Genomic DNA, 26,897 nt, shown 5'->3' with positions numbered 1-26,897 from the left:
CTCCTGAATTCACGCCAGATACCGGTGCACGAGCATGACCGCCATCGCGCCCTCGCCGACCGCCGAGGCGACTCGCTTGGCGGACTCGGCGTGCACGTCGCCCGCGACGAACACGCCGGGCACGCTTGTTTCCAAATGATGTGGCGGGCGCGGCAATTCCCAGCCCGATGGCCGGGCGCCTTCGACCATGAGATCCGGCCCGGCGAGCACGTACCCGGCTTCGTCGCGCTTGACGATGCCGTCGAGCCAGTCGGTCTGCGGCGCCGCGCCGATGAAGAGGAACAGCCGCTCGGCCTCCGCCTTCTCTTCCGCGCCCGTGACCTTGTCGCGCAACACGATCCGCTCCAGATGATCGCTGCCGTCGGCGGCCGTGACCTCGGTGTTGGTGTGCACCTTGATGTTCGAGATCTGTGCGATCTGCTGGATCAGATAGTGCGACATGGACTTCTCCAGCGAGTCCGCGCGCACCACCAGGTGCACGGTGCGGGCATTGCGGGAGAGGAAGACCGCCGCCTGCCCGGCCGAGTTGGCGCCGCCGACGATATAGACCTCGTGATCGGCGCACTCGGAGGCCTCGGTCATCGCCGAGCCGTAATACACACCGCGACCGGTGAAATCGTCGACGCCGGGCGCTGGATGACGCCGATAGTCGACGCCGGTCGCGATGATCACGGTGTGGCCGCACAGCGTTCCGCCGTCGGCGAAACGCACGGTGCGCGCGGAGCCGTTGACCTCGAGTCCCACCACTTCGCGGGTGGTGATCACCTCGGCGCCGAACTTGGCGGCCTGCCGCCGCGCCCGGTCGGCCAGTTGCGCGCCGGACAGCCCGTCGGGGAAGCCGAGGTAGTTCTCGATCCGGGAGCTCTGCCCGGCCTGGCCGCCGGTCGCGGTGCGTTCGACGAGCACCGTGCGCAGGCCCTCGGACGCGCCGTACACCGCGGCGCCGAGCCCGGCGGGACCGCCGCCGACCACGATCAGGTCGTAGAAATCGCCGGTGGGTGTGACGTTCAGCCCGACGCTCTCGGCCAGCGCGCTGTCGGTCGGCTGTACCAGCGCGTCACCGGAGGCCGTGATCACCACCGGACATCGGTTCGGGTCGGCGCCCGCGGCCTCCAGCAGGCGGACGCCCTCCGGTTCGTCGGCCAGGTACCACCGGTAGGGCAACTGGTTGCGGGCCAGGAATTCGCGCACCTGCGAGGAGCGCGGCGACCAGCGATTGCCGACCACCTTGGTCTCGGTCACCGGCCGGTGCTCGCTGCTGCGCCAGGCGTCGAGCAGGCCGTCCAGCACCGGATAGAGCTTCTCCTCCGGCGGGTCCCATGGCTTGAGCAGGTAGTGGTCCAGGTCGATCACGTTGATCGCGTCGATCGCGGCGTTGGTGTCGGCGTAGGCGGTCAGCAGCACGCGGCGCGCGTACGGATGCAGGTCCATGGCCTGCTCCAGGAATTCGATGCCGTCCATGCCGGGCATCCGGTAGTCGGCGATCAGCACGGCGACCGGCTGGCCGCGAAGTTTCATCTCGCGCAGGGCCTCGAGCGCCTGCGAGCCGGATTCCGCGCGCAGAATCCGGTAGTCGGCGCCGTAGCGGCGGCGCAGGTCGCGCACTACAGCCCGGGAGACGCCCGGATCGTCGTCGACGCTCAGGATTGCCGGTTTCGGAGCAGCGGGTGCAGTCACCACAAAATTATGTCGCCTCGGCGTCGGGAGTGTCGCCGGAGTTTTTCCGCCCCCTGGTCATCCCCCGCGTCCCGGCAGGGACGCCGTCGCGCGGTGCGCGACCTGGCTCACACGCGGTGCTGGAGCACCATTTCGAGTTCGCTCGGCGTGAGCAATCGCTCCAGCCGTTCCTCTCGGGCGAGCGCCTTCTCGGTCCGACGCGTGATCGCACCGCGGTCCGCAGGCCCGTCATCGGGTTCTGAATAGGGAAGCAGCGGAACTCGGTCCGCCTGCCGACGATGAAGAAGCGAGCGAAGATTCACGGCCGATCACCTCACGCTGGACGGGAAAGCTGGCTGTGGCTTGTGCTTCGTCTATCCGTCATTGTGCGCGGACCATTACGACCGGAGGCAACCAAAAGGCCAAAATGTGACTTAGTTGTCTTCCAGGGTCCGCCGTTTAGGATGTCTGTTACTCGTCGTACACAAGGGTCCGGAATGTCCGGACCTCGCATCACCGGAGGCAGTGTTGCCCAACCATCTCGAAGCGACCGTCGACATCGCCGCATCCCCGGAGCGTGTCTGGCAGATCGTCTCCGATCTCGCGCGCATGCCCGAGTTCAGTCCGATGACGGTCCGGATGGTCCCGCTCGGCACGCCGAAGGCGGGCACCTGGACCGTGAACTGGAACAAGGACGGCTGGAAGCGCTGGCCGACGACCTCGCGCATCGTGCGGTTCGAGCCCAATCAGGCTTTCGCGTTCCGGATGAACGAGAACCACACCGTGTGGAGCTACACGCTCGAGCCCACCGCGACCGGCACCCGGCTGGTCGAGCGGCGCGACGTGTCCAACGGCGTGACCTGGGTGATCCGCAAGGCCATCGACGCCGTGCTCGGCGGTGAGCAGGCCTTCGAGGCCAACCTGGTCCGCGGCATGAACGAGACGCTCGCCAAGGTCAAGGCCGTGGCCGAGGCGAGCGCCTGACCCTCGCTCCGGCGGATAGGTCCACCGCGGCCGAACGCGGTCGTGCCCTCGCCCCGAGCGGGGTTGAGGGCACGACTCGCCGGACGGGCGGAAGCGTCTACTTCCAGTTCGGCAGGGTGACGACCTGCGACGCGTAGGAGAGACCAGCGCCGAATGCGATGAGCAGCGCGGTGTCGCCCGGCTTCGACTCGCCGTTGCGTAGCAGCGCCTCCATGGCCAGCGGGATGGACGCGGCCGAGGTGTTGCCGGTCTCCTCGATGTCGCGTGCGAGCGCGCAGTCCTCCGGCAGCTTGAGCACGCGCGCCATGATCTCGATGATCCGGCCGTTGGCCTGGTGCGGGATCATCGCCTGCATGTCGTCGGTGGTGAGGCCGGCGCGATCGATCGCGTCGCGGCACACCTTCTCCAGCGAGTGGGCGGCCCACCGGAAGACGGCGGTGCCCTCCATGGCCATGTACGGCCGGACCGCGTCGAGGCCCTGCTCGTCGATCTCGGCGAAGAACTCCATCCAGTCCTTGTCCTGACGGATCGCATGGTGCTGGGTGCCGTCCGAGCCCCACACGGTCGGGCCGATGCCCGGCTCCTCGGAGGGGCCGACCACCACGGCGCCCGCGCCGTCGGCGAACAGGAACGCGGTGGAGCGGTCGCGCATGTTGATGGTGTTGGTCAGTTTCTCCACACCGATCACCAGCACGTTCTTGGATGTGCCGCACCGCACGAGGTCCGATGCCAGCGCCAGCGCGTGACAGAACCCCGCACAGCCCGCGGAGATGTCGAACGCCGCCACGCCGTTCATGCCGAGCTCGGTGGCGATGCGCGGGGCGGCGGCGGGTGTCAGCAGCAGATGCGTCGACGTGGCGACGATGACACAGTCGACGTCGTCGTAGTCGACGCCCGCCGCCGCTAGCGCGTTCTGCGCGGCGGCCACGCTCATGCTCTGGATCGTCTCGTCCTCGGAGGCGAAACGCCGGGTCTTGATGCCCGACCGGGTCTGGATCCACTCGTCGCTGGAGTTGATCGGTCCCGCTACTTCGTCGTTCGTGACCACACGAGCCGGGCGATAGACGCCGAGCCCGAGGATCGCGGTGTGCTCAGCTCCGGTGGTCTGGGCGATTCGAGCAGACATGATGGATCTCCTATTACCTGCGGCGCTGCTGCCGGGGATCCGGCGGAGCCTCGAACTCCTCATCGGTGTGCCAGCTAGCTACGAGAGCGTAGACATGAGGCTCCCTCATATTACCCGAGGGTTGCCAGGGGGAGTGCTTATTCTCACAATCGCCGGGTATGTCTGCGGAAGCACACCATTCACCACTAGGGGTGCGTCCCAACTAATTTATGCGAGGTCACCATGCTCGGTCTTGGGATCATCGGCTGGATCATCATCGGCGGTCTCGCCGGGTGGATCGCCAGCAAGATCATGAAAACGGACGCCCAACAGGGCATCCTGCTGAACATCGTCGTCGGCGTCATCGGCGGTCTGCTCGGTGGATTCTTGCTCAAGCTGCTCGGCGTCGACGTCGAGGGCGGCGGGCTGTGGTTCAGCTTCTTCACCTGCCTCGGCGGCGCGATCATTCTGCTGTTCCTGGTCGGCCTCGTCACCGGTCGCAGGGCCATGCGCTGACCGGACGTACCACGGGCTCCTCCCGTAAGGTGTGAACGCTTGCGCCGGACCTATCGTTGAAGGGCGCAAACCGACTGCATCTAGCACGAAAGAGGAGCCTGTGGCACGCCGTCCCACCCCGCCCGGCACGCCCGAAACGACCGGCGTCGGCCACGTCGTCGACCTGGTCCGGGCCGCCGTACCCCCGCTGCATCCCGCCGGGCTGCCCTTCGTCGCCGCGCCGCTCGCGGTCGCGGTGCTCGGCGGAAAGCGCAAATGGGTGCGCCGGACGGGTCTGCTCGCCGCGGCGGCCTGCGCCACCTTCTTCCGTCATCCGACGCGGGTTCCGCCGAACCGGGCCGGCGCCGTCGTCGCCCCCGCCGACGGTGAGATCGCCCTGGTCGACACGGCCGCGCCGCCCGCGGAACTCGGGCTCGGCGACCAGCCGCTGCCCCGCGTCAGCATCTTCCTCTCCGTGCTCGACGTGCACGTGCAGCGCACCCCGGTCTCCGGCGTCGTGCGCGTGGTCAGCCACCAGGCGGGCCAGTTCCGCTCGGCCGACCTGCCCGAGGCCAGCTCGGTGAACGAGCGCAACAGCATGGTGCTGGAGACCCCGGCGGGCGAGCAGCTCGTCGTGGTGCAGATCGCGGGCCTGCTCGCCCGGCGCATCGTGTGCGACGCGCAGGTCGGCGACGTCCTGACCATTGGCGACACCTACGGTTTGATCCGCTTCGGCTCCCGGGTCGACACCTACTTCCCCGCGGGCACCGAGCTGCTGGTGCAGCCGGGGCAGCGCACCATCGGGGGCGAGACCGTCCTGGCCGTGTTGTCATGATGGAAGCGGCTGTGCCCACCCAACGGCGCAGGCGCCGCAGCGTCCGGCTGCTCCCGAGCATCGTGACCATCCTCGCGCTGTCCTCCGGCCTGTCCGCGGTGAAGTTCGCGCTGGACGGCGAGCTCGACATCGCGCTGGCCATGGTCGGCGCCGCCGCGGTGCTGGACACCCTCGACGGCCGCCTGGCCCGCATGCTCGACGCCACCACCAAGATGGGCGCGGAGCTCGATTCGCTCTCCGACGCGATCTCCTTCGGCGTCGCGCCCGCGCTGGTGCTGTACATCGCGCTGCTCGACCAGAACAGCGCGGGCTGGATCATCGCGTTGTTGTTCGCGGTGAGCATCGTGCTGCGTCTGGCCAGGTTCAACACCCTGATGGACGACGACACCCGGCCCGATTGGTCGCGTGACTATTTCGTCGGAGTGCCCGCGCCCGCGGGCGCGCTGATCGCGCTCGTGCCGATCGGGTTGTACGTGCAGTTCGGTGACGGCTGGTGGGTCGGCTTCTATGAGGTCGCCGCCTGGACGGTGTTCGCGGCGGCGTTGTGCGTCAGCACGATTCCGACGCTGGCGATGAAGTCGGTGTCGGTGGCGCCGCAGGCCGCGGCCGGGCTGCTGGTGCTCGTCGCGTTGGCGGGGGCCCTGCTGGTGACCTACCCGATCGTGCTGCTGCTGGTGCTCGTCGCGCTCTACCTGGGACACATTCCGTTCGCCTGGTATTCGCAGCGCTGGGTGGCGGCTCGGCCGGAAACCTGGGAGCACAAGCCCGCCGAACGCCGGGCGCAGCGCAAGGCGCAGCGGCGCAGGCCCGCGATCCGGTCCGGCATCCGCAGCTCGAGCGCGCGGCTGCGGCTGCGCAGGCCGGGCGGCCGAAAGGAACAGGCGGACGACGTAGTTCGCTGAGGCGGACGAACGCGGCAGGCGAGCGCGGAGGAACGTGACGGTGGAACCCGACGGACTGCGCGAATTCCAGGCGCATCGGCCGCGGTTGTTCGCGCTCGCCTACCGCATGCTCGGCTCGGCGGCCGAGGCCGAGGACGCGGTGCAGGAGACCTACCTGCGCTGGGACGGCACCGACCGGGCCACCATCCGGTCCGCGGAGGCCTGGCTCACCACCGCCGTGGTGAATCTCTGCCGCACCTGGCTCGTTTCGGCGCGGGCGCGGCGCGAGACCTACGTCGGCCCGTGGCTGCCGGAGCCGGTGGCCACCGCGAACGGCGAACTCGGCCCGCTGGAGACCGTCGAGGAACGCGAGCTCGTCTCGCTGGCGCTGCTCACCGCGCTGGAGCGGCTGAGCCCGGTGGAGCGAGCCGTCTTCGTGTTGCGCGAGGCGTTCGGTTACGCCCATCGCGAGATCGCCGACATGCTCGACCTCACCGAGGCGAGTTCGCAGCAGACCTACCGGAGAGCCGGTCAGCGCGTGCGCGACGGCCGGGCGCGCTTCGATGTCGAACCCGGTCATGCCAGGGCGCTGATCGAGCGTTTCCTCGCGGCCGCCCGCTCCGGCGACGTCGACACGCTCGGCCGGATGCTCGCGGCCGACGTCACCGCCGTCGCGGACGGCGGCGGCCGGATCAACGCCGCTCGGCGGCCGGTGCGCGGCGCCGACCGGGTGGCGCGCTACCTCGTGGGCCTGTTCCGCTGGGAGGTCCCCGGGATGGCGATCGCCGTCGAGGAGGTCAACGGCGCCCTCGCGGTGGTTGTCCGGGTCACCGAAACTCCCATGCTGATAGTCGGCATCGAGCTGGACGGCGATCGGGCGCGCGCACTGCACCTCGTCGTCAACCCCGACAAGCTGGCCTATTTCGCCGCGGCCGACCGGTCGTCGTAGTCGCTCGGACGGTGTGACGCGGCTCATGCCGCAGGCTGTCAGGGATCGGGGGCCGATCCAGTCTGAGGGGTATCGGCCAACGAGAGGAGCCACATCATGACCGGGAAACAGCACATCGTCGTTCTGGGCGCCGGATACGCGGGTCTGGCCGCGGCGCGGCGGCTGGCCGGACGGGCGGGGGACGCGCGGATCACCGTTGTCGACGCCCGCGCCGAGTTCGTGGAGCGGGTGCGGTTGCACCAGCAGGTCGCCGGGCAGCGGTTGCGTCGCTGGGACTTGGCGGAGATCTTGGAGCGCAAGGGTATTCGGTTCGTCCTGGCGCGAGCGACGCACATCGACACCGCGGGTAAGTGGATCGAGCTGGACGGCGGAGATTCCATCGACTACGACGTGCTGATCTACGCGCTGGGCAGTCTCGCCGATCCCGGCGGCGTGCCCGGCGTCGCGGAATTCGCCAGGTCCGTTGCCACACCGGAGGATTCGGCGTGGACGGCGACCGACGGAACGATCGCCGTCGTCGGCGCTGGCGCCACCGGCATCGAGCTGGCCGCCGAAATCGCCGAGTCTCAGCCGGATTCGCGCGTCGTGCTGCTCAGCGCCGACGAACCCGGCGCCTGGCTCTCGGCGAAGGCCGCCGCGCACATCCGGGCGGTGCTGGAAAAGCTCGGCGTCGAGATCCACGCGGAGGTGAAGGTGGTCGAGGTGACCGAGGACGGTGTCCGGCTCGCGGGCGATGAATTCGTCGCGGCCGGGACCACGGTCTGGACCACCGGATTCGGCGTACCCGATCTCGCCGCCCGCGCCGGTCTCGCGGTGGATGGCGCGGGCCGGGTGCTGACCGACGAATCCCTGCGCTCGATCTCGCATCCGGAGATCTACGCCGCGGGCGACAGCGCGGTGATCGCAGGTCCGGGCGGACGGTCGCTGCGGATGGCATGCGCGACGGCGCTGCCCACCGGAAAGTACGCGGCCGACGTGGTGGCGGCGCGGCTGCGCGGGCGCGACCCGCGTGACCTGCGCTTCCGATACATCCTCCAGTGCATCGGCCTCGGTCGCCGCGACGCCGTCGTCCAGCTGCTGCACGCCGACGACACCCCGGCGCGGACCGTGCTGCGCGGGCGGCTCGGGGCGCGGGTCAAGGAGCTCATCGTGCGCGGTGCGGCAGGCGCGGCCGGGCTGCGATAGCGGCGCGGAGCTGCCGAACAAGATCGTCAACTAAAGGTTGACGATCCTCATGCGTCAACTTATGGTTGACGCATGACTTCCTCGATTCGTCTCGACGACCTCATCTCCGCCATCAAGAAGGCTCGGCCGGACAACGTGCTCGAGCAGCTCTCCGACGCGGTCATCGCCGCGGGGCACCTCGACGAAGTGGCCGATCACCTGATCGGCCACTTCGTGGACCAGGCCCGCCGATCCGGCGCGTCATGGACCGACATCGGCGCCAGCATGGGCGTCACCAAGCAGGCTGCGCAGAAGCGGTTCGTGGCCAAGGGCCCGGGCGACCCGGCCGAGGCCGCGGCGATGGATCCGAACGCCGGATTCGCCAAGTTCACCCCGCGCGCCCGCGCGGTGGTGATGGCCTCGCAGCAGGCCGCGCAGACCGCGGGCAACAAGCTCATCGGGCCCGTCCACCTGGTGCTCGGACTGCTGAGCGAGCCCGAAGGCCTTGCCGCCAAGGAGATTCTCACCGCGGGCCTCGGCCTGGAAGAGGTGCACGCTGCCGCGACCGCCGCCCTGCCGCCCGCCGAGCCCGGCGAGGACGGCCCCGCCGCTCTGGTGCCCTTCGACCCCGAGGCCAAGAAGGCGCTCGAGCTCACCTTCCGCGAGGCGCTTCGCCTCGGCCACAACTACATCGGCACCGAGCACATCCTGCTCGCCCTGCTCGAACAGGAGAACGGTGCGGGCCTGCTGACCGGCCTCGGCATGGACAAGGCGAAGACCGAAACGCACCTGGTGGAACTGCTGTCGGTGATCGCCGCCCAGAAGCCATGAAGAAGGGGCGCCGCGGCGCTCGGGTCGCGCTCGCCGCCGCCCCGGTCGCCGTGGTACTCCGGCCGGTCACCAGGACGCGTCGGCGCCTGAACGATGGTCGGATAGTGTTGCTGCTTAACGGTTTTCGGTACGCGTATGCCGAATGTGCGCGGCGTCGCCGGATCGTGCGGACCGCGCGTCGCCGTGCTCATGGCACGTTGCGCTCGAGCTCGTCCAGCCAGGCGGCGGCCGACGCGTCGCTCGGCGCGCGCCAGTCACCGCGCGGCGAGAGCGAGCCGCCGGAGCCGACTTTCGGCGCGTTGGGCAGGGTCGACCGCTTGAACTGGCTGGTCTGGACGAACCGCCGCAGGAATTCGGCGAGCCAGCGCTTGATGGTCGGCAGATCGTAGGCGTTGCGCTGATCGGCCGGGATCAAGTCGGGCCACGGTCCGCGTTCCGGGTCCGACCAGGCATGCCTGGCCAGGAACGCCACCCGGCTCGGCCGATAGCCGAAGCGCAGCAGGTAGTACAGGTGGAAGTCCTGGAGCTCGTACGGGCCGACGGTGGCCTCGGAACTCTGACTCGGCCCGTCGCCGTCGGCATCGGCGCCCGGCACGAGCTCCGGTGAGATCTCGGTCCGCAGAATGGACTTCAACACCTCCGACGCCTCGGGGCCGAACTGCCCGATGTCGGCGGACCAGGCGATCAGATATTTGATCAAGGTCTTCGGCACCGAGGCGTTCACGCTGTAGTGGGCCATGTGGTCGCCGACGCCGAAGGTGCACCAGCCGAGTGCCAGTTCGCTGAGGTCGCCGGTGCCGACCACCAGCGCACCGTGCTGGTTGGCCAGCCGGAACAGATGCGAGGTGCGCTCGCCGGCCTGAATGTTCTCGTAGGTGACGTCGTACTGCGGAACACCCTCGGCGGCAGGATGATTCAGATCGCGCAACATCTGCGTCGCCGAGGGGCGGATATCGATCTCCGCCGCGGTAACTCCGAGCGCCGCCATCAGCCGGTGGGCGTCGGTGCGGGTCCGCGTGCTCGTGGCGAATCCCGGCATGGTGTAGGCCAGGACGTTCGCGCGGGGCAGGCCGAGCCGGTCCATGGTCTTGGCGGCCACGATCAGCGCCTGGGTCGAGTCCAGCCCGCCGGAGACGCCGATCACCAGTCGCCGCAGGCCGGTCGCGCGCAGCCGGGTGCTCAAGCCCTCCACCTGGATGTGGTGTACCTCGGCGCAGCGTTCGTTGCGCGCGGCCGGATCGGCGGGAACGTAAGGGAAACGCTGGATTTCGCGGCGCAGACCCACCGCAGCAGCCGGCACCGGCAGGTCGAACTCGATGCGGCGCATGGCGCTCAGCCGCTCGCGATGGTCGTGCACGTTGTCGGCGAAGCTGGTGGTGCGGAGCCGGTCGGCGGCCAAGCGTTGCAGGTCGAGATCGGCCGTCACCAGCTGCGGGTGGTCGGCGAAGCGTTCCCCCTCGGCGAGCAGATCGCCGTTCTCGCAGACCAGCGCCTGCCCGTCCCAGGCCATGTCGGTCGTCGACTCGCCATGTCCCGCCGCGGAATACAGGTAGGCGGCGAGGAATCGCGCCGAATGCGAGGTGCACAGCGCCCTGCGGTAGTCGGCCTTGCCGATCACGATGTTGCTGGCCGAGAGATTCACCAGCACGGTCGCTCCGGCCAGCGCCGCGTAACCGCTCGGCGGCAGCGGCACCCAGCCGTCCTCGCAGATCTCGAGGTGAAAAGTGAAGGTCGGCAGGTTGGTCGCGGTGAACAGCAGATCCGCGCCGAACGGCGCGCGCTGCCCGGCGATCGTGAGGTGGCCCACGAGATTCTCTCTGGCGGCGGCGAATTGGCGCTTCTCGTAGAACTCGCGATAGCTCGGCAGATAGCTCTTGGGCGTGGCGCCGAGCACCTGCCCGCGGCAGACGGCGATGGCGCAGTTGAACAGTCGCCCCTGGGAGCGCACCGGCGCGCCGACCAGGAGCACCGTGTCGATGTCGGCGCTCTGGGCGACCAGCTCGGTCAGCGCCGCGTCCACCGCGTCGTCCAGCGCGTCCTGATGGAACAGGTCGTCGGCGGTGTAGGCGGAGAGGCCGAGCTCGGGAAACACTGTCAGCACCGCGCCGTCGGCGGCCGCCTGACGCGCCAGGCGCAGCGTCTCCTCGACGTTGTACGCCGGATCGGCGACCTGCACCCTCGGCACCGCGACCGCGACCCGGGCGAACCCGTGCCGGTACATCGAATCGAACGGCAGTCCGCCCATCTCGTCCCCTTTCGGGATCGAACGCGATCGTGTTCCACCGCGGAATCTACGCGCGCCCGCGCAATCCGCCGCCCCAACGTGGCCACTGCGCCTGCGGCTTGGGCGCGGCGACCAGCGATTCCCGATCGATATCGGTGACGAACAGCGGCAGCCGCGGCGCGAGGCCGTCCAACAGGGCGAGCAGTTTTCCGCCCAGCGCGGCCTGGTACTCGGTCTTCGTCAGGCCGACGATCTGGAGGAATGCGACCCGGCCGTTGGGGGTGGCGATGGCGCCCAGCTCCGGGTCGGTGACGAAGCCGACGGCCTGGATCGCCGAATCGGGCCGGTCGGCGGCGAGGGGCCCGTTCGCCTTGATGGTGTGGCCCGGCTCGAACCACTTGCCCGACTGGAAGACGTACCTGGCGAGATCCTGCAGGAAGTGTGCGGGCCAGATCGGCGCCTGCGCCGCGCCGATGTCGCCGGCGAGCCGGAAGGTGAACTCGAACCCCCACCCGGAGACCGCCGGGTCGTCCCATTCCTTCTCGCCGAGCTCGCTCATGCCGTACCCGATGTAGTGCCAATGCGGGACCGGATCGGTCCGCGGGTACGCGCTGACACCCTCCAGCGGGTCGGGTCCGCCCAATGACCAGGGGTGCCCGACCGTCCAGTGCACTGGTTGTAGCTCGCCGTACAGCTGTGCCAGGACTTCCTCGATCGCATCCCGGCCGGGTCCAACACTCACCTGGTCACTGTAGGGGGTCCGTGCGGACGCGAATTTCCGCAGACTCAGCCGTGAGCCCCTGATTCGGGTCCGGGGCGCTGCGGGAGGGAGGGTGCGGAGTGTGCCCGCCGGTTGCTCGGCCGAATGTCGTCACCGTCGACCGCTAAGCTATAGCGATGGCGGATGAATCGGCAGACACGGATTCCGACCTAGTCGCGGGTGAACATCGCGCGGACCTGTTGCTCGCCCTGTCGTATGTTTCCACCGAATCCGGGCCGGACGGCGAATACATCGTGAACGGCGATCTGCCGCCCGAGGTGGCGCCACCGTTCATCCGGGCCATCATGCGCATCGAGGCCGAGCTATTGCTGCACGACGCCGAGCTCGTCACCGTGGACAACGAGGAACCGAGGACGCCGGAGGATCGCCGCACCGACGCGTTCGTCGCGCTGGTTCTGCGCATCGACGACCGGCACTGAGACCCGAGCCCGCCCGGGGACCGCGCACCGCCGGAGGTGCGCCCGGTCCGCCCCGAACCTTGCACTCGCCACCCTCGAGTGCTAGAAATGGCTTTGGCACTCTCGACCTGTGAGTGCCAGGGTCGGGACGGTGAGACCGGGTTTCATCGACACCCTCGGTCGTCCGTCGCGGGCACCGAACCTGGCCAGCGTAAATGGGGCGATCCGAAAGGGGTCGTCCTGTGTGTCAGCCCCATTACTAATGGAGGATCTCAACGCAATGGCCAAGACAATTGCGTACGACGAAGAGGCCCGTCGCGGCCTCGAGCGGGGTCTGAACAGCCTCGCCGACGCGGTCAAGGTGACGCTGGGCCCCAAGGGTCGCAACGTTGTCCTGGAGAAGAAGTGGGGCGCTCCCACGATCACCAACGATGGTGTGTCCATCGCCAAGGAGATCGAGCTGGAGGACCCGTACGAGAAGATCGGCGCCGAGCTGGTCAAGGAAGTCGCCAAGAAGACCGACGACGTCGCGGGCGACGGCACCACCACCGCCACCGTCCTGGCTCAGGCGCTGGTGCGCGAGGGCCTGCGCAACGTCGCGGCCGGCGCGAACCCGCTGGGTCTGAAGCGCGGCATCGAGAAGGCCGTCGAGGCCGTCACCGCCAAGCTGCTCGACACCGCCAAGGAGGTCGAGACCAAGGAGCAGATCGCTGCCACCGCCGGTATCTCGGCCGGCGACGCGTCCATCGGTGAGCTGATCGCCGAGGCCATGGACAAGGTCGGCAAGGAAGGCGTCATCACCGTCGAGGAGAGCAACACCTTCGGCCTCCAGCTGGAGCTGACCGAGGGCATGCGCTTCGACAAGGGCTACATCTCCGGTTACTTCGTCACCGACCCGGAGCGTCAGGAAGCGGTCCTCGAGGACCCGTACCTGCTGCTGGTCGGCTCGAAGATCTCGACCGTCAAGGACCTGCTGCCGCTGCTGGAGAAGGTCATCCAGGCCGGCAAGCCGCTGCTGATCATCGCCGAGGACGTCGAGGGCGAGGCCCTGTCGACCCTGGTCGTGAACAAGATCCGTGGCACCTTCAAGTCCGTCGCCGTCAAGGCCCCGGGCTTCGGTGACCGCCGCAAGGCCCAGCTGGCCGACATCGCCATCCTGACCGGCGGCGAGGTCATCAGCGAAGAGGTCGGCCTCTCCCTGGAGACCGCGGGCATCGAGCTGCTCGGCCAGGCCCGCAAGGTCGTCATCAGCAAGGACGAGACCACCATCGTCGAGGGCGCGGGCGACGCGGAGGCCATCAAGGGCCGCGTTGCGCAGATCCGCACCGAGATCGAGAACTCGGACTCGGACTACGACCGTGAGAAGCTGCAGGAGCGTCTGGCCAAGCTGGCCGGCGGTGTCGCGGTCATCAAGGCGGGCGCGGCCACCGAGGTCGAGCTCAAGGAGCGCAAGCACCGCATCGAGGACGCCGTCCGCAACGCGAAGGCTGCCGTCGAAGAGGGCATCGTCGCCGGTGGTGGCGTGGCCCTGCTGCAGTCGGCTCCGGCGCTGGACGCGCTGAACCTGACCGGTGACGAGGCCACCGGCGCGAACATCGTGCGCGTCGCGCTGTCGGCTCCGCTGAAGCAGATCGCCTTCAACGCCGGCCTGGAGCCCGGCGTGGTCGCCGAGAAGGTCTCGAACCTGCCCGCGGGTTCCGGCCTGAACGCCGACTCCGGCGAGTACGAGGACCTGCTGGCCGCCGGCGTCGCCGACCCGGTCAAGGTCACCCGCTCGGCGCTGCAGAACGCGGCCTCCATCGCGGCCCTGTTCCTCACCACCGAGGCCGTCGTCGCCGACAAGCCGGAGAAGGCCGCCGCTCCCGCCGGCGACCCGACCGGTGGCATGGGCGGCATGGACTTCTGATCCCCGGATCGGCGAGTTCTCGCTAGTCACGAAGGCCGGTCCACCCCTCGGGTGGACCGGCCTTCCGCGTATCACGCTGTGGCAGAACGGAGTCGACTCGGCGTAACCGGTCTCAGGCGGTCGCCGGGAGGCGGAGGCGTTCGGCCAGTTCGTTGAAGATGTAGAAGTTGGGGATGGCGGCGACGGGGGCGAGGGAGATCCAGGTGCCGTCGACCTTGATGCGGACCAAGCCGCTGCGGGCGTCGATGAGCTGGATGCGTTCCCAGGGATAGACCTGATTGCGGAAGATGAGGGCCGTCAGGTCCAAGCCGATATCGCCGAATTGCATGATGTCGCCTCGGTCGATGGTGGCGACGGCGCGCGGCAGCTGGGTTCCGGTGATGGCCGATTGGATCGCCCTGCCCCATTCGCGCGCGTCGGCGAATTCGGTGTCGTCGAAGGACGCGTGCGCCCCGTCCGGACCGCTCATCTCCAGCGAGTATTCGGTGTGCGCGGTGTTCTGGAACGGGATGACCTGCTGCCGGACTTCGGCCGTGTCCCAGCGGAACCCGGCGATCTGCTCGCCGGAGCGGTACACGGTCATGCCGCGGTCGAACAGATCCAGCCGGGCCGAGCGGTTCTGGCGGTTCTGTCGCCCGCGCACCGAGGCCAGTGTGGCGGGCAGCAGCGCGACGACCCCGACCGCGATTCCGCCCCCGACCGAGCCCACCGCCGCGCAGATGACACCGACCGCGGCGAGTCCGCCCGCGACGATGCCGCATCCGCGCACGAATGTGTCGCTCACCGGTGCGGGGAGGAAAGTCTGGCGGTGTGTGCCGAGCTTTTCGTATTCGGCCATCAAGTGGACAAGCTGCGACAACGGTATTGTTCGCCGGACATCGGTTCCGCCTGCACCGTCCTCCGGCGTGCTCGGAGTGGTCAATAGTCCCTCCATGAGGCGGTTTTCATCCGCGCGAAGCGTATGTCACCGGACCGAATACCGCTACCGCAACCCCCGGAAATACGCGTGTCGCTATTGCGGCGGATTCAGCCCTGGAGCACGAAGGCGACCAGAAAACCTGCTGCCGTGGCCATTCCGACCCACCAGCCGCCCTCGCGATAGGCCTCGGGCATGAGCGAATCCGCCAGCACGGCAATGGTCGCGCCACCCGCGAATGCCTGCACGGCACTGATGTGGGTGGCGGAGAGATTGTCCGACAGACTGTTTCCCAGCACGGTCACCAGAACGAGCACGGCGCCCGTCGCCGCCCACAGTCCGAACGCGCGGACCTGTTCGAAACCGTGTTCGCGACGCATCAGCGCCGCGCCGCCGATGGCCTCCGGCACATTGCCGACGGCCACCGCGACCAGCAGCACCAGCCCGCCGCCCGAGGTCAGCGAGACGCCGAGCGCGGTGTTCTCCGGCACGCCGTCCAGAATGGTGCCGAGCATCAGCGCCCAGCCGATGGCGGCCGGACCCAGCCTGGTCTCGATCAGATGGCTGGCGACCACGTAGACCCCGGCGCCCGCGAACAGCGCCGCACCGGCGATCAGCACACCCGCCTGGTGGAAGGCCGGTGCGAACAGTTCCGAAGAGACCGCGGCGATCATGGTGCCGGAGCCGAAGGCCATCAGCGAGGCGAGCAGCGCCCTCGGCAGCGTCCAGCGCAGTCCGATCGCCGCGCCGACGAGCAACGGCACCGCGGTGCCTAGACCGTAGAGCAGTGCGGTCACCATGCCGCTCACCCTAAAGGCTCAGATACCGTTCACCGCGACGACGCGGAAGACGCCCGGAGTGCCCGCCCCCATCGGTCCGCCCTTGTCGAACTGCGAAGCGACCACCAGCGTGCGCTCGTCGTCGCGCACCAAAGTGGTTGGGATGCCGAGCGACTCGTCGGTGAGCCGTGCGGCCGGCCGCGCCGCGGCGCCGTCCTCGCTCAGGGTCCAGCGCGAGATCGTGTTGGTCCTGTTGTGCGCCACCCACAGGGTGTCGCCGCGCAGGTCGAGGCCGTCGGCGTTGATCAGGTCGCCGCCGCGCAGGTCGACCTTGCGGATCGGTGCGTCGGCGGTGAGGTCGACGCGATAGAGGTCGCCGCCGACCATGTCGACGACCAGCAGGTAGCGGCCGGAGGAGTCCGCGACCAAGCCGTTGAGACTGAATCCTCCTGGCTCGCGCGGCTCGATGACGCCCGCCAGCTCGAATCGCGGTGTCAGTTCCCCGCGTCCGCCCTGCGCGGCGGCCGCGGTCACCTGATCGGGCGTGACCCGGTAGACCACCGCGCGGACGCTGTCGGTGAGGTAGGCGGTGCCGTCCGGCGTGATGACGACGTCGTTGACGAAGCGCGGGTCGGCGCCGGGCACGTCGAACCGCGCGATCAGCGCGCGGTTGCCGGTGTCGTACACGGCGACACCGGTGGTCGAGTCGGTCACCCAGAGTCGGCCTGCCCCGTCCACTTTCATTCCGTTGGCGGTCTTTCGCCCGTCGGCGCCCTCGGGCAGGAAGACCTTCGCCTTCTCCGCGCCAGGGGTGGCGCGGTAGATCGCGCCGGTGGTGTACGAGCCGACGTAGGTGTCGCCGGTGCGCGCATCCAGCGCGATGCCTTCGGGATAGACGCGATCGCCGGGGAGTTCGTAGGCGGTGGCGACGCGCGGGCTGTCGTCGGGGGAGCCGCACGCGGAGAGCGCGGCTGCCAGCGCGAGAGCTGCGATCGCCAGTGGGCGTGTGGTTGGCATGCTCGAGCCTTTCGTCTTCTGTTGTAGATCGAATGCGAACATAGATTAGAGTTCTAATGTTCGTCAAGACTCTAATGAAATAACGAGCGGATACGATGCCAGGCATGACGTCCATGCCCGCCTCCGAACGCATCGGCTCGTATGTGAAGCGCGCGGAGCAGGCGCTGAACACGGCGAAGAACGCCGCGCTGAAGCCCGCGGGCGTCACGGTGGCCCAGTACTCCGCGCTGCTGCACCTCTCCGAGAACCCGGGGATCTCCGCCGCCGCCCTCGCCCGGCTCTGCGGCGTCACGCCGCCGACCATGAACACCGTGCTCGGCAACTTGCAGGAGCGGGGGTTCATCGAACGGACCCCGCACGCGTGGCACAAGAACGTGCTGGAGACCCGCCTCACCGAACGCGGCGAAGCGGCCATGGAAGACGCCGACGCGCGCGCGATCCGGGTGGAGCGGGCGGTCGACGCGTCGTTCTCCGCAGCCGAACGCGAGACCCTCCGCGACCTGCTCACCCGCTGCGCCGACGCCTACGAAGCGACCCGCGCGCAGGACGCGCCGGGGAAGTAGTACCGAACCAGGACGCTTGTCCGAATCTTCCGCACCCTGGGAGCAGGCCGAGCCGGCACTGTCCATCGCGCACACCGGCGACGTGCTGCGCGGCGGACAGATCGTGTTGCGCGGCAGCGCAGAGGAACTGCTGGACAATGTTGCCGTCCGCGACGCGTACCTGGGAAAGGTGACCGCATGAGTAGTAAACGTCTCGGCCTGTTCACCCGGCTGGTCCGTTCCGAGGACCGCCACGACGCCGCCGAGGTGTACCGCTACGCGCTGGAGCAGATCGAGCTGGCCGAGCGCCTCGGCTACGACGTGGCCTGGGTCGCACAGCACCACGTGGACCCCGCGGAGGGCGGATTGCCCTCGCCGCTGGTGTTTCTCGCGCACGCGGCGGCGAAGACGAGCCGCATCAGGCTCGGGACCGCGATCGTGACGCTCGGGCTGGAAGATCCGATCCGGGTCGCGGAGGACGCCGCCGTGCTGGATGTTCTCTCCGGCGGCCGCCTCGAATTGGGTTTCGGCAGCGGGGGTTCCAAGAGTTCCTTCGAGCTTTTCGGGGTGGCGAGCGAGGACCGGCAGCGGGTGTACGCCGACAAGCTGGCCAAGGCGACCTCGGCCCTGCGCGGCGAGGAGCTGGTTCCCGGCCGGAGCCTGCACCCGCGCACCGAAACGCTGCGTGAGAACCTTTGGCACGCAACATTTTCCGTGTCAGGAGCGCAACTCGCGGGCGCGGCGGGCGCGGGTCTGCTGCTTTCGCGGACACAGCCGCGCGATCGCGCCGCGCCCCATGCACGGCTCGACGAGGTGCAGCGCGCGCTGATCGAGGCGTACTCGGCCGCGCTGCCCGCGGACATCGCGCCCCGCATCGGGGCCTCGCGCAGCGTGTTCGTCGCCGACGACCACGAGTCGGCGACACGTCTGGCCGAACGCGGCGCGCTGCGATTTCTCGAACATCTGCGCGCCGCGGGCATTCCGGAGTTCGCCGAGTCCGTCGAGGAGGTGCTGCGCGACTCCTACGTCGGCACCCCCGACGAGGTCGCGGCGGCCCTCGCGGCCGACACCGCGGTGGCCGATGCCACCGACCTCATCGTCCAGATCCATCCCGTCGACCCCGACCAGCGAGCGAGCCTGCGATCGATCGAGCTGATCGCCGCCGAAGTCGCGCCGTGCCTGGGTTGGCGCGCATCCGAACGGTAGTCCCGTGACCGATGTCGTCGATGCGGTGCTCGGCGCAGAGCACGCAGCCGCTGCCCTCGGCATTCTGCTGCTGGATGAGTACTTCGACGTCGACGGAGCCCAGGTGTTCCTGCCGGCGCTGGCGATGGTCGCCGCCACCTTGGCGCCGGGGCGCTCGATGGCGTCCGAACCCGTTGCAGCCCAGTGATTCCGGCGCCGCGCACGTCGATCCTCCCTGGGAGACCGACCGACGAGCGGGTGCCGGCGCCGGGCGACGCCGCGTCGCGCCGGGCGCGTGGCGGTGGGCGCGCAGACCTGCGGCCGGTCCGCGTGCGGGACGCCCGATGCGGTCGTAGGCTGAATTCATGTCGGGCGGCGAGATCAGAGGCGTGCTCTACGACATCGACGGCGTGCTGGTTACTTCCTGGCGGCCGATCGACGGAGCGTCGTCCGCCGTGCGCGAATTGCGCGAAAGGGGTTTGCGCCGAGCATTTCTCACCAACACCACGTCACGCACCTGCGCCGAGATCGGCAAACGATTGCAGAGCGCCGGATTCGAGATCGATACCGGGGAAATCGTCACGGCGGGCCGGTTGACCGCCGAATTTCTGCGGCGCCGCTATCCGGGTGCCCGGGTCTGGTTGTTGAATCACGGGGACATCGCCGAGGATCTCGCCGGGCTCGAGCTCGTCGAGGACCGTCCCGATGTGGTGGTGATCGGCGGCGCCGGAACGGAATTCACGCACCGCGCGCTCAGTCGCGTTGCCGAGCTCATGCTGGACGGCGTGCCCGCCGTTGCGATGCAGGGCGGCCTCACCTGGGCCACCGACGACGGACTGCGGATCGACGCGGGCGCGTACCTACCGGGGCTTTCGGCGGCGGGCAACGCGGAGATCGAGGTGGTCGGCAAGCCCGCTCCCACAGGGTTTCGCACCTGCGCGCAACTCATGGGCCTGGAGCCCGCCGAGATCGTGATGGTCGGCGACGACTTGCATTCCGATGTGCTGGCCGGGCAAGCCGTCGGCATGTCCGGGGTGCTGGTTCGCACCGGCAAATTCCGGCCCGGCGTGCTCGCGGCGGCCATAACGGCACCGGACCATGTGATCGACTCCGTCGCCGCGCTGCCGGAACTGTTGTCGACCAGCGGCGACGCCGTGTGAAGAAGAGGGACCGGTTCGTCCGAAAAAAGTTCTACTAATTTCCTCCAAAAGCCTTCCGGCGCGGCGCATCACTGGGTATCGTCCCTTTCGGCAAACAGCCAGTGACAAGGGAGTCACGATGGTCGGATCGGAGGAATGGTTGATCTAGCTACCAGGCTGCCAACTTTCGGCTAACGCGCGGTCGGTCGAAGGTTGAGACGAAGGGCCCGATCCATGACGAGGGGATCGGGCCCTTCGGTATTGTCTGGCGCAATGTCACAGGATGCGAATACGGGACGAATGTATGCCGGGCAACCCGTAGAGGACCGGCAACGCCAGCGGCGTGCGCGTTTTCTGGAATCAGGCCTGACGGTCTTTGCGCGCGACGGATACGCCAATAGTTCGGTGGGCGCCATCTGTAAAGACGCCGGGCTCTCCTCACGACAGTTCTACGAGGAGTTCACCGGCCGCGAGTCACTCCTACTCGAGCTATACGAGCAAATCGACAAGGAGTCGCGCGAAGCGGTGACGGCCGCGTTGGACAAGAAGACCGACGCGTCGGCGCTGGAGCTCATCGATGCCGCGGTGCGCGCTTACGTCGAGTCCATCGGGTCGGATCCGCGCAAAGCGCGGGTAGCGCTCGTCGAGGTGGTCGGCGCCGGACCGAAGGTGGAGAAGTTCCGCCTGGAGCTACGCCGGGTGTGGGGCTCGCTGCTGGCCAGCGCCGCCGAGGACGCGGCCATGCAGGGGGAAATCCCGCCCGGCGACTACGAAATGCGGGTGCTGGCGATCATCGGCGCTGTGAACTACGTGGTGGATTCGTGGAGCGGTTCGGATCCGCGCCCGCCGCTGGACGACGTGATCCGCGTGCTCAGCCGAGTGATCATGGGTGCGGTCGGCGCGTAGCGGACCGGGTGGTCGGCTGCCCGCGCGGCGGTACGCGACGCCGCGCGGTAGCGTGCGCTGCATGGAGACAGTTCCGATCCAGGTGCCGGACGGCAGCACCATCCCGGTGCGGTTGATCCCGGCCGTGGGTCAGCACCGGCATGCGGTCACGCCCGACGCGCCGCGTCCGGTCGTGGTGATCGTGCCGGGGCTCGGCGTACCCGGCGCCTACTACGAACTGGTCGCCGAGCAGCTCGCCGCGCGCGGATTCGACGCCGCCATCGGCGAAATGCGCGGCAACGGCGACAGTCGGCCCCGGCCGAGCCCGACCAGCACCTACGGCTACCACGAGCTGGTGTCGGTGGACTTCCCCGCGATCTTCCAGGTGGTGCGCGACCGGTTCCCGACCAGCACGCCGTATCTGCTCGGACACAGCATGGGCGGTCAGCTCGCCGTCATGTACGCGGCGCGAATCCGCGGCAGGCTGGGCGGTTTGATCCTCGTCGCCTCCGGCACGCCATACTACCGGGGCTATCCCGGGTTGTTCAGTCCCGGCATGCTGTTCGGCACCGCGGCGGCCTCGCTGACCGCCAGCCTCGCCGGTTTCTGGCCGGGCGATCGGATCACCGTCGGCGGCTTCGGTCCCCAGTCGAAGGTGCTCATCTCCGATTGGGCGCGGCTGGCGCGCACCGGCCGGTTCGCGCCGGTCGGCGCCGATATCGACTACGAGGAACGCATCGCCCGGCTGAAGCTCCCGGTGCTGTCGGTCACCATCGCGGGCGACGAGCTCACCCCGCGCGGGTCGGCCGAGCACCTGATCGGCAAGATGCCCGATGCCGAGCTGACCGCGTGGCATCAGCCGGAACGGCTGGGACACAACGGCTGGATCCCGGATCCGAACTCCACCGTCGACCGCATCGAGAAGTGGCTGCGCGACCGGTGATCACGCGGCGGGTAGCCGGCCTGCCCGCGAATCCGTAGAGCATGGCGTCGACGCCGCTGTCGAAATCGGTTCCGTCCTCGGCGTCTACCGTGCGGCCATGGTAGACGCCGAGCCGCGCGTAGTTCAGTCGGCCGATCGTTCGCCGCCCTCGATGAGCATCTGGGTGAAGAACTCGTAGATGAGCGCGGCCTGGAACGCCATCTGCTTGTTGTCCGCCGCGCCGCCGTGCCCGCCCTCGATGTTCTCGTGGTACCAGAACGTGTGGCCCTGCTCCTCGAGCAGCGCCGCCATCTTGCGGGCGTGACCGGGGTGCACGCGGTCGTCGCGGGTGGAGGTGGTGATCAGGATCGGCGGGTAGTCGGCGTCGGCCCGGGAGTTCTGGTACGGCGAGTACTTGCCGATGTACTCCCACTCCTCCGGCTTGTCCGGGTCGCCGTACTCCGCCATCCACGAGGCGCCCGCCAGCAGCAGGTGGTAGCGCTTCATGTCGAGCAGCGGGACCTGGCAGACGATGGCGCCGAACAGCTCCGGGTACCTGGTCAGCATCACGCCCATCAGCAGACCGCCATTGCTGCCGCCCACCGCGCCGAGCTGTCCGGGCGTGGTGATGCCGCGATCGACCAGATCCCTGGCGATGGCCGCGAAATCCTCGTACACCTTGTGGCGGTTGGCTTTCTGCACCGAGGTGTGCCATTCCGGGCCGTACTCGCCGCCGCCGCGGATGTTGGTCATCACCCAGGTGCCGCCGCGTTCCAGCCAGCCCATGCCGGAGGCGCCGCTGTAGGCGGGCGTGCGGGAGACCTCGAAGCCGCCGTAGCCGGACATGACGGTGGGACCGGGGACGTCCTTGCGGTCGCGATGCCGAATCACGAAGTACGGCACCATCGTTCCGTCGTCGGAACGGGCGAAGAACTGCTCGGTCTCCACACCGTCCGCGTCGAAGAAGGCGGGCTCCTGTTTGAGCTGCTCGGGGCTGCCGCCGACCGCGCTGGCCAGCAGCGTGGCGGGCGTGGTGAATCCGCTCGTGGTGAGCATGAACTCGTCGCCGCCCTCCAGCGGGTCCAGGTTCATGACGCTGGTCGTCGCCATCGGCGGGGTGTCGGCCAGCGGCTCGATGGTCCAGCCGGCCGGCCCCGGGGTCAGCACGTGCAGCTTGGTCTGCACGTCTTGCAGGGTGATGAGCAGCAGGTGGTTCTCGGTCCAGCCGTAGCCGTGCAGCGAGGTGTGCGCGTCGGGGGTGAAGAGCGCCTCGAATTCCCTTGCGCCCGCGAGGAAACTCTCGAAATCGGTGGCGAGCAGGGCGCCGGCCGGATAGGCCACGCCGCCCACCTCCCACGGCGACTTCAGCCGGACCAGCAGCCAGTCCTTGTACCAGGATTCGCTGGCGTCGCTGGGCACGTCGATGTGGCGTAGCGACCCGTCCGGCTCGATGAGGTGCACCTCTTCGTTGAAGAAGTCGGTGGCGCGACCGACGAAGTGGCGTTCGTAGCCGGGGGTGCGGTCATAGCCCGCCGACACGGCGACGTCGTCCACCGTGCCCTCGAAAACCGTTTCGGCCTCCGCGAGTTCGGTGCCCCGCTGCCAGCGCTTGGCGATGCGCGGATACCCGGATTCGGTCAGCGAACCAGGACCGAAATCGGTGCCGACGTACACCGAGTCGACGTCGATCCACCTGATCTCCGACTTCGCCTCGGGCAGGAAGTAGCCGCCGTCCGCCGGGGCGATGAATTCTCTTCGCTCGATGTCGAATTCGCGAACGACCTTGGCATCGGCGCCGCCTCGGGACAGGCTGATGAGCGCGCGCGACTGCTCGGGGCGCAGCACCGCCGCGCCGCCCCACACCCAGTTCTCGTCCTCGGCGTCGGCCAGGGCGTCCAGGTCGATCAGGACGTCCCAGTCGGGCGATTCCTTGGCGTACTCGGCGAACGTGGTGCGGCGCCACAGGCCGCGCGGGTGCTCGGCGTCGCGCCAGAAGTTGTACAGCCAGCGCCCGCGACGGCCCGGATAGGCGATCTTGGTGTCGGTATCGAGCATGTCCAGGATGCGGTGCTCCAGGTCGGTGAACCGCTCGGTCGAGGCGAAGCGCTGACCGACCACCTCGTTGTGTGCGCGCGCCCATTCCAGGGGTCGCTCGCCGGTCACTTCTTCGAGCCAGAGGTAAGGATCCGTCACATTCTGCTCAACGCCGCTCATGCCTTCGCCTCGCTGGCGCTCGGCTCCGGCATGCGCGAAGCGCGCTGGCACATGATTCGCTCACTGCGTTCCCTCATGCCAACATTGTTGCTGAGCGACGTCGTCCCTGCGTGCGCGGTTACCAGAAGTGTGCGACGTCGAGCACGACCCGCGATCCTGCGCCGGGTCCGTCCAGCGTGTACACCCGAAACGGCAGCCGCGCGCGCACGCCGACGCCGAAGGTGGTCTGACCTTCGAAGGAACCCGCCCAGGCGACCTGACGGAGGGTTTGATAGCCGCCGACTCTGGCCAGTTCGGCGCGATCGTCCGGGTGGTAGGTGCCGTTGCCCGCGTCGTCGTAGGCGGGCGCGTGCACCGTCACGCTGAGGAACGCGTCGCCGCGCAGCGGCACGGGCGCGCCCGACGCGTCCATGGTCACCGAGCCGACGTAGCCTGCCCGGTAGCCGGTGACCGGGCCCGCGACATCGATGACGAGCCGGTCGAAACACTGGTGGCGACCGGAACGCACATTCGTGATCGGAGCAGTCGAATGGCTCGGGTTCGACCTGTCCAGCGAACCCCAGTCCACTCCGCAGGAGGAGGGAGCCGCGAGCGCAGGGCCGGGGATGATCAGGAGTCCGATTCCGGCGACCAGCGCGGAAATCAGCACGAGGAAGCGATGCACGTCGCACCACCTTGGGCAGTGGGGGATTGAAACATCTTGGAAATCGGTCGAATCGGATGATCCGTTAGCCGCAGTCGGGTCGCGGATCAGTCTCGAATTCGCCGCCTCGCGTACCGCCCTTCACCGTGCGCACGCTCGAGTCTCGGACGGGTTTCGTTCGACCCTGCTTCTAGGATCGGAATCCCGTACCGAGCGACAGGAGTCCGATTTGCCCCCCTTCCTGTGGGAACAGCACTGCTGTCTGCCGCTGCTGCCCTCCGCGGACATCACGGAGCTGGCCAGGTATCCGCTCGGCTCCCACCTGTCGGTGAACATCGGATACTCGCGGCAGAACACCGCCGACGCGCTGGCACTGGTGCGGCAGTTCCGCCGGGATGCGCTGGCGGACGGGCGATTCCGGCTCATCGCCGGTCTGGACGATATCGGCGATCCGGAGCGGATCGCGCTCTCCTTCGATCTCGAGGACGCCGGTCCGCTCGGCGGCGACCTGGACAACGTCGAGGTGTTCCACGAACTCGGCGTGCGCTCGCTGCTGCCGACCTACAACCACGCCAACGCCGCAGGCTGCGGTTGCCTGGACACCGAGGACACCGGCCTCACCGCCTACGGCAGGGACCTGGTGCGCAAGCTCAACGAGGTCGGCGTGTTCGTCGACGGCTCGCACTGTTCCCGGCGCACGGGGCTCGACCTCGCCACGTGCACCGCTGTGCCGATGATCTACAGCCACGCCAATTTCGCCGCGCTGTGGGATCACCCGCGCAATATCACCGACGAACAAGCCAGGGCCTGCGCCGAGACCGGCGGCGTCATCGGCATCAACGGAGTGGGAATCTTCCTGGGCCGCAATGCGGCCGACGAGCGAGCCGAGCGCGTCGCGGCGATGGCCGACCACATCCGCTACGGCGCGGACCTGGTCGGCATCGAGCACATCGGCGTCGGCTCCGACTACTCCTTCGACGCCGCCGACTTCAACGCCGAACTGCTCGCGAACCCCACGGCGTTCTCCGAGACATACACCAAATGGGGCCCACTGCAATGGGTTCCGCCGGAGGACCTGCTCGGCGTCGGCGTGGGGGCGGGGTTGGACGCGGAACTCGCCGCGCGCGGGTTCACCGAGGAGGAGCGAGCCGCGGTGCTCGGCGGGAATTTCCGTCGGGTTGCCGAGCAGGTGTGGCGGAGTTGACCCGGCTCAGCCGGTAGGAGCGGACGGTGGTGTCCGGCGGGACCTCGAGTTCGCCCTCACCCCAGTCGCACGAGCATTTTTCCGGTGTTGGCGCCGGACAGCACGCCGAGGAACGCGGCGGGCGCCTGATCGAGCCCTTCGTAGACGGTTTCCCTGGTGCGCAGGGTGCCGTCGGCGAGCCAGGCGGCGGCCTTGGCGATGTACTCGCCGAAGACCGGGAAGTAGCTGGTCACCAGCATGCCGCGCAGCGAAACCTCCTTGGTGGCGGCCAGATACAGGTCCGGGCCCGGCTCGCCTGTCGCGCCGTTGTAGCCGCTGATCGCGCCGACCAGCGCCACGCGTCCCTTCGGTCGCATGGCCGCCACGGCGACGCGCAGGTGCTCGCCGCCGACGCTGTCCAGGTAGACATCGATACCCTCCGGGGCGGCCGCCGCGAGTTGTCCGGCCAGATCGCCCGCGCGGTAGTCGATGGCGGCGTCGAACCCGAATTCGTCCAGCAGCAGGCTCGTTTTCGCGGGTCCGCCCGCCGAGCCGATGACGCGTCCCGCCCCCAGCGCCTTGGCGATCTGCCCGGCGACGCTGCCCACCGCGCCCGCCGCCGCCGAAACGAAGACGGTGTCGCCGGGCCGGACCGGCGCCACGTCGGTCAGCGCCGCGTACGCGGTGAGGCCGGTGGTCCCGAGCGCGCCGAGGAAGTGCTGCGGCGCGGCCGCGGTCGTGTCGATCGGCGTCGCCAGCTCCGCGTCGAGCACCGCGTGCTCGCGCCAGCCCCCGAAGTGGGTCACCTGATCGCCCACGGCGATCCGCGCCGCCCGCGAGGCGATCACCTCCCCGACCGCCGAGCCCTCCATGGCCTCGCCGACCTGGAACGGAGCGATGTAGGACGGGCGATCGTCCATCCGCCCGCGCATGTACGGATCGACCGACATCCAGGTGTTGCGCACCAGAATCTGGCCGTCCGCGAGTTCGGGAATCGGGCGGGTCACCAACGCGAAGTTCGCCGCGGTCGGCGCACCACCGGGACGCGACGCCAGCTGGATCTCGCGAGTGCTCACCGGCACCACCGCGGTTGAAATCGGTTGATTGCTCATCTGTTTCGCGCTTTCTCCGAGAACATTCCGAACCATTCGATCCGGTGCCTCCGACGTTATGACCACCCCCAACGCCTTCCCAGGTCCCGCGGCGCCACCACCCGGCCCCCACGCGCCAACCCTGCTCAACGATGTGCCCCGCTGGCCGCAG

27 protein-coding genes are annotated in these 26,897 nt (G+C 68.8%); 17 read left to right on the top strand and 10 right to left on the bottom strand.

Annotation, left to right across the window (positions count from 1 at the left end; translation table 11 throughout):
• Positions 1-9: 9 nt before the first annotated feature.
• Positions 10-1,677 carry an NAD(P)/FAD-dependent oxidoreductase gene (locus AC3EO7_RS15135; protein ID WP_431971224.1) on the bottom strand — a complete coding sequence of 556 codons (1,668 nt, stop codon included), beginning with the start codon at positions 1,675-1,677 and terminating at the stop codon, positions 10-12.
• A gap of 507 nt (positions 1,678-2,184) precedes the next feature.
• Between AC3EO7_RS15135 and AC3EO7_RS15130 the strand changes: the two genes are divergently transcribed.
• Positions 2,185-2,640 (top strand): SRPBCC family protein, encoded by a 456-nt coding sequence (locus AC3EO7_RS15130; protein ID WP_431971225.1) that lies wholly within the window; start codon positions 2,185-2,187, stop codon positions 2,638-2,640.
• Between the two features lie 97 nt (positions 2,641-2,737).
• Here the strand turns inward: AC3EO7_RS15130 and AC3EO7_RS15125 are convergent, their stop codons facing one another.
• Entirely contained in the window at positions 2,738-3,766 is a 1,029-nt protein-coding gene (locus tag AC3EO7_RS15125) for a beta-ketoacyl-ACP synthase III (protein WP_431971226.1), read from the bottom strand.
• 222 nt (positions 3,767-3,988) lie between these two features.
• On the opposite strand from AC3EO7_RS15125, the gene AC3EO7_RS15120 reads away from it, so the two are divergent.
• The 6 genes from AC3EO7_RS15120 (at position 3,989) to AC3EO7_RS15095 (ending at position 8,900) form a co-directional block, all read left to right on the top strand.
• Positions 3,989-4,261, top strand: a complete 273-nt coding sequence (locus AC3EO7_RS15120; protein ID WP_431971227.1) for a GlsB/YeaQ/YmgE family stress response membrane protein — start codon at positions 3,989-3,991, stop codon at positions 4,259-4,261.
• A 100-nt stretch (positions 4,262-4,361) separates the two neighbouring features.
• Positions 4,362-5,075 (top strand): phosphatidylserine decarboxylase, encoded by a 714-nt coding sequence (locus AC3EO7_RS15115; RefSeq protein ID WP_431971228.1) that lies wholly within the window; start codon positions 4,362-4,364, stop codon positions 5,073-5,075.
• Entirely contained in the window at positions 5,075-5,977 is a 903-nt protein-coding gene (locus AC3EO7_RS15110; RefSeq protein ID WP_431971320.1) for a CDP-alcohol phosphatidyltransferase family protein, read from the top strand. Before AC3EO7_RS15115 ends, AC3EO7_RS15110 begins: the two co-directional genes overlap by 1 nt.
• 34 nt (positions 5,978-6,011) lie before the next feature.
• On the top strand, positions 6,012-6,905 hold the full coding sequence (locus AC3EO7_RS15105; RefSeq protein WP_431971229.1) for an RNA polymerase sigma-70 factor: 894 nt from the start codon (positions 6,012-6,014) through the stop codon (positions 6,903-6,905).
• A gap of 96 nt (positions 6,906-7,001) precedes the next feature.
• On the top strand, positions 7,002-8,090 hold the full coding sequence (locus AC3EO7_RS15100) for an NAD(P)/FAD-dependent oxidoreductase (RefSeq protein WP_435591504.1): 1,089 nt from the start codon (positions 7,002-7,004) through the stop codon (positions 8,088-8,090).
• 72 nt (positions 8,091-8,162) lie between these two features.
• Entirely contained in the window at positions 8,163-8,900 is a 738-nt protein-coding gene (locus tag AC3EO7_RS15095; RefSeq protein WP_435591503.1) for a Clp protease N-terminal domain-containing protein, read from the top strand.
• Positions 8,901-9,087: 187 nt separating this feature from the next.
• Here AC3EO7_RS15095 and AC3EO7_RS15090 read toward each other — a convergent pair whose 3' ends face one another.
• The gene (locus AC3EO7_RS15090) at positions 9,088-11,145 is read right to left on the bottom strand and encodes an NAD(+) synthase (protein ID WP_435591502.1); all 2,058 of its coding nucleotides are present in this window, start codon (positions 11,143-11,145) and stop codon (positions 9,088-9,090) included.
• Positions 11,146-11,191: 46 nt separating this feature from the next.
• Complete coding sequence (locus AC3EO7_RS15085; protein ID WP_431971233.1) at positions 11,192-11,866, bottom strand: suppressor of fused domain protein; 675 nt, start codon at positions 11,864-11,866, stop codon at positions 11,192-11,194.
• A 155-nt stretch (positions 11,867-12,021) separates the two neighbouring features.
• On the opposite strand from AC3EO7_RS15085, the gene AC3EO7_RS15080 reads away from it, so the two are divergent.
• Entirely contained in the window at positions 12,022-12,324 is a 303-nt protein-coding gene (locus tag AC3EO7_RS15080; protein WP_431971234.1) for a hypothetical protein, read from the top strand.
• Between the two features lie 259 nt (positions 12,325-12,583).
• Positions 12,584-14,209, top strand: coding sequence for a chaperonin GroEL (gene groL, locus AC3EO7_RS15075; protein WP_431971235.1), 1,626 nt, complete (start codon positions 12,584-12,586; stop codon positions 14,207-14,209).
• A 112-nt stretch (positions 14,210-14,321) separates the two neighbouring features.
• On the opposite strand, the gene AC3EO7_RS15070 is transcribed toward groL, so the two are convergent.
• The 3 genes from AC3EO7_RS15070 to AC3EO7_RS15060 form a co-directional block, all read right to left on the bottom strand.
• Positions 14,322-15,047: a DUF6585 family protein gene (locus AC3EO7_RS15070; RefSeq protein ID WP_431971236.1), complete on the bottom strand. Its 726-nt coding sequence runs from the start codon at positions 15,045-15,047 to the stop codon at positions 14,322-14,324.
• Positions 15,048-15,235: 188 nt separating this feature from the next.
• On the bottom strand, positions 15,236-15,925 hold the full coding sequence (locus tag AC3EO7_RS15065; protein WP_435591501.1) for a ZIP family metal transporter: 690 nt from the start codon (positions 15,923-15,925) through the stop codon (positions 15,236-15,238).
• Positions 15,926-15,943: 18 nt separating this feature from the next.
• Positions 15,944-16,921, bottom strand: coding sequence for an SMP-30/gluconolactonase/LRE family protein (locus AC3EO7_RS15060; RefSeq protein ID WP_435591500.1), 978 nt, complete (start codon positions 16,919-16,921; stop codon positions 15,944-15,946).
• Positions 16,922-17,025: 104 nt separating this feature from the next.
• On the opposite strand from AC3EO7_RS15060, the gene AC3EO7_RS15055 reads away from it, so the two are divergent.
• The 7 genes from AC3EO7_RS15055 (at position 17,026) to AC3EO7_RS15025 (ending at position 21,615) form a co-directional block, all read left to right on the top strand.
• Complete coding sequence (locus tag AC3EO7_RS15055; protein ID WP_431971239.1) at positions 17,026-17,484, top strand: MarR family winged helix-turn-helix transcriptional regulator; 459 nt, start codon at positions 17,026-17,028, stop codon at positions 17,482-17,484.
• Positions 17,485-17,500: 16 nt separating this feature from the next.
• Positions 17,501-17,665 carry a hypothetical protein gene (locus tag AC3EO7_RS15050; RefSeq protein ID WP_431971240.1) on the top strand — a complete coding sequence of 55 codons (165 nt, stop codon included), beginning with the start codon at positions 17,501-17,503 and terminating at the stop codon, positions 17,663-17,665.
• A complete protein-coding gene (locus AC3EO7_RS15045) occupies positions 17,662-18,669 on the top strand; it encodes a putative FMN-dependent luciferase-like monooxygenase (protein ID WP_435591499.1) in 1,008 nt (335 codons plus the stop codon). The genes AC3EO7_RS15050 and AC3EO7_RS15045 overlap by 4 nt, the downstream gene beginning before the upstream one ends.
• A 4-nt stretch (positions 18,670-18,673) precedes the next feature.
• Positions 18,674-18,856, top strand: coding sequence for a hypothetical protein (locus AC3EO7_RS15040; RefSeq protein WP_435591498.1), 183 nt, complete (start codon positions 18,674-18,676; stop codon positions 18,854-18,856).
• A gap of 157 nt (positions 18,857-19,013) precedes the next feature.
• Positions 19,014-19,808, top strand: a complete 795-nt coding sequence (locus AC3EO7_RS15035) for an HAD-IIA family hydrolase (RefSeq protein ID WP_435591497.1) — start codon at positions 19,014-19,016, stop codon at positions 19,806-19,808.
• Positions 19,809-20,060: 252 nt separating this feature from the next.
• A complete protein-coding gene (locus AC3EO7_RS15030; protein ID WP_435591496.1) occupies positions 20,061-20,693 on the top strand; it encodes a TetR/AcrR family transcriptional regulator in 633 nt (210 codons plus the stop codon).
• A 61-nt stretch (positions 20,694-20,754) separates the two neighbouring features.
• Positions 20,755-21,615 (top strand): alpha/beta hydrolase family protein, encoded by an 861-nt coding sequence (locus tag AC3EO7_RS15025; protein WP_431971244.1) that lies wholly within the window; start codon positions 20,755-20,757, stop codon positions 21,613-21,615.
• A 123-nt stretch (positions 21,616-21,738) separates the two neighbouring features.
• Here the strand turns inward: AC3EO7_RS15025 and AC3EO7_RS15020 are convergent, their stop codons facing one another.
• Both AC3EO7_RS15020 and AC3EO7_RS15015 read right to left on the bottom strand, forming a co-directional pair.
• Complete coding sequence (locus AC3EO7_RS15020) at positions 21,739-23,808, bottom strand: prolyl oligopeptidase family serine peptidase (RefSeq protein ID WP_435591495.1); 2,070 nt, start codon at positions 23,806-23,808, stop codon at positions 21,739-21,741.
• 118 nt (positions 23,809-23,926) lie between these two features.
• Positions 23,927-24,472 carry an AMIN-like domain-containing (lipo)protein gene (locus AC3EO7_RS15015; RefSeq protein ID WP_435591494.1) on the bottom strand — a complete coding sequence of 182 codons (546 nt, stop codon included), beginning with the start codon at positions 24,470-24,472 and terminating at the stop codon, positions 23,927-23,929.
• 208 nt (positions 24,473-24,680) lie between these two features.
• Between AC3EO7_RS15015 and AC3EO7_RS15010 the strand changes: the two genes are divergently transcribed.
• A complete protein-coding gene (locus tag AC3EO7_RS15010) occupies positions 24,681-25,655 on the top strand; it encodes a dipeptidase (RefSeq protein ID WP_435591493.1) in 975 nt (324 codons plus the stop codon).
• Between the two features lie 56 nt (positions 25,656-25,711).
• Here AC3EO7_RS15010 and AC3EO7_RS15005 read toward each other — a convergent pair whose 3' ends face one another.
• The gene (locus tag AC3EO7_RS15005; RefSeq protein ID WP_435591492.1) at positions 25,712-26,746 is read right to left on the bottom strand and encodes an NADP-dependent oxidoreductase; all 1,035 of its coding nucleotides are present in this window, start codon (positions 26,744-26,746) and stop codon (positions 25,712-25,714) included.
• Positions 26,747-26,897: the final 151 nt, after the last annotated feature.

Source organism: Nocardia sp. bgisy118 (assembly GCF_057708605.1).
The sequence above is the reverse complement of the archived record's forward strand: the minus strand, read 5'-3'. Positions and strand labels throughout refer to the sequence as shown.

Excerpts from the sequence above, each read along its gene's own strand:
- AC3EO7_RS15025 (WP_431971244.1), top strand. The coding sequence starts at position 20,755 with ATGGAGACAGTTCCGATCCAGGTGCCGGACGGCAGCACCATCCCGGTG.
- AC3EO7_RS15055 (WP_431971239.1), top strand. The coding sequence starts at position 17,026 with ATGACGTCCATGCCCGCCTCCGAACGCATCGGCTCGTATGTGAAGCGC.
- AC3EO7_RS15090 (WP_435591502.1), bottom strand. The coding sequence starts at position 11,145 with ATGGGCGGACTGCCGTTCGATTCGATGTACCGGCACGGGTTCGCCCGG.
- AC3EO7_RS15005 (WP_435591492.1), bottom strand. The coding sequence starts at position 26,746 with ATGAGCAATCAACCGATTTCAACCGCGGTGGTGCCGGTGAGCACTCGC.
- AC3EO7_RS15070 (WP_431971236.1), bottom strand. The coding sequence starts at position 15,047 with ATGGCCGAATACGAAAAGCTCGGCACACACCGCCAGACTTTCCTCCCC.
- groL (WP_431971235.1), top strand. The coding sequence starts at position 12,584 with ATGGCCAAGACAATTGCGTACGACGAAGAGGCCCGTCGCGGCCTCGAG.
- AC3EO7_RS15035 (WP_435591497.1), top strand. The coding sequence starts at position 19,014 with ATGTCGGGCGGCGAGATCAGAGGCGTGCTCTACGACATCGACGGCGTG.
- AC3EO7_RS15095 (WP_435591503.1), top strand. The coding sequence starts at position 8,163 with ATGACTTCCTCGATTCGTCTCGACGACCTCATCTCCGCCATCAAGAAG.
- AC3EO7_RS15060 (WP_435591500.1), bottom strand. The coding sequence starts at position 16,921 with ATGCCAACCACACGCCCACTGGCGATCGCAGCTCTCGCGCTGGCAGCC.
- AC3EO7_RS15045 (WP_435591499.1), top strand. The coding sequence starts at position 17,662 with ATGAGTAGTAAACGTCTCGGCCTGTTCACCCGGCTGGTCCGTTCCGAG.
- AC3EO7_RS15120 (WP_431971227.1), top strand. The coding sequence starts at position 3,989 with ATGCTCGGTCTTGGGATCATCGGCTGGATCATCATCGGCGGTCTCGCC.
- AC3EO7_RS15020 (WP_435591495.1), bottom strand. The coding sequence starts at position 23,808 with ATGAGCGGCGTTGAGCAGAATGTGACGGATCCTTACCTCTGGCTCGAA.
- AC3EO7_RS15080 (WP_431971234.1), top strand. The coding sequence starts at position 12,022 with ATGGCGGATGAATCGGCAGACACGGATTCCGACCTAGTCGCGGGTGAA.
- AC3EO7_RS15110 (WP_431971320.1), top strand. The coding sequence starts at position 5,075 with ATGGAAGCGGCTGTGCCCACCCAACGGCGCAGGCGCCGCAGCGTCCGG.
- AC3EO7_RS15065 (WP_435591501.1), bottom strand. The coding sequence starts at position 15,925 with ATGGTGACCGCACTGCTCTACGGTCTAGGCACCGCGGTGCCGTTGCTC.
- AC3EO7_RS15030 (WP_435591496.1), top strand. The coding sequence starts at position 20,061 with ATGTCACAGGATGCGAATACGGGACGAATGTATGCCGGGCAACCCGTA.
- AC3EO7_RS15100 (WP_435591504.1), top strand. The coding sequence starts at position 7,002 with ATGACCGGGAAACAGCACATCGTCGTTCTGGGCGCCGGATACGCGGGT.
- AC3EO7_RS15125 (WP_431971226.1), bottom strand. The coding sequence starts at position 3,766 with ATGTCTGCTCGAATCGCCCAGACCACCGGAGCTGAGCACACCGCGATC.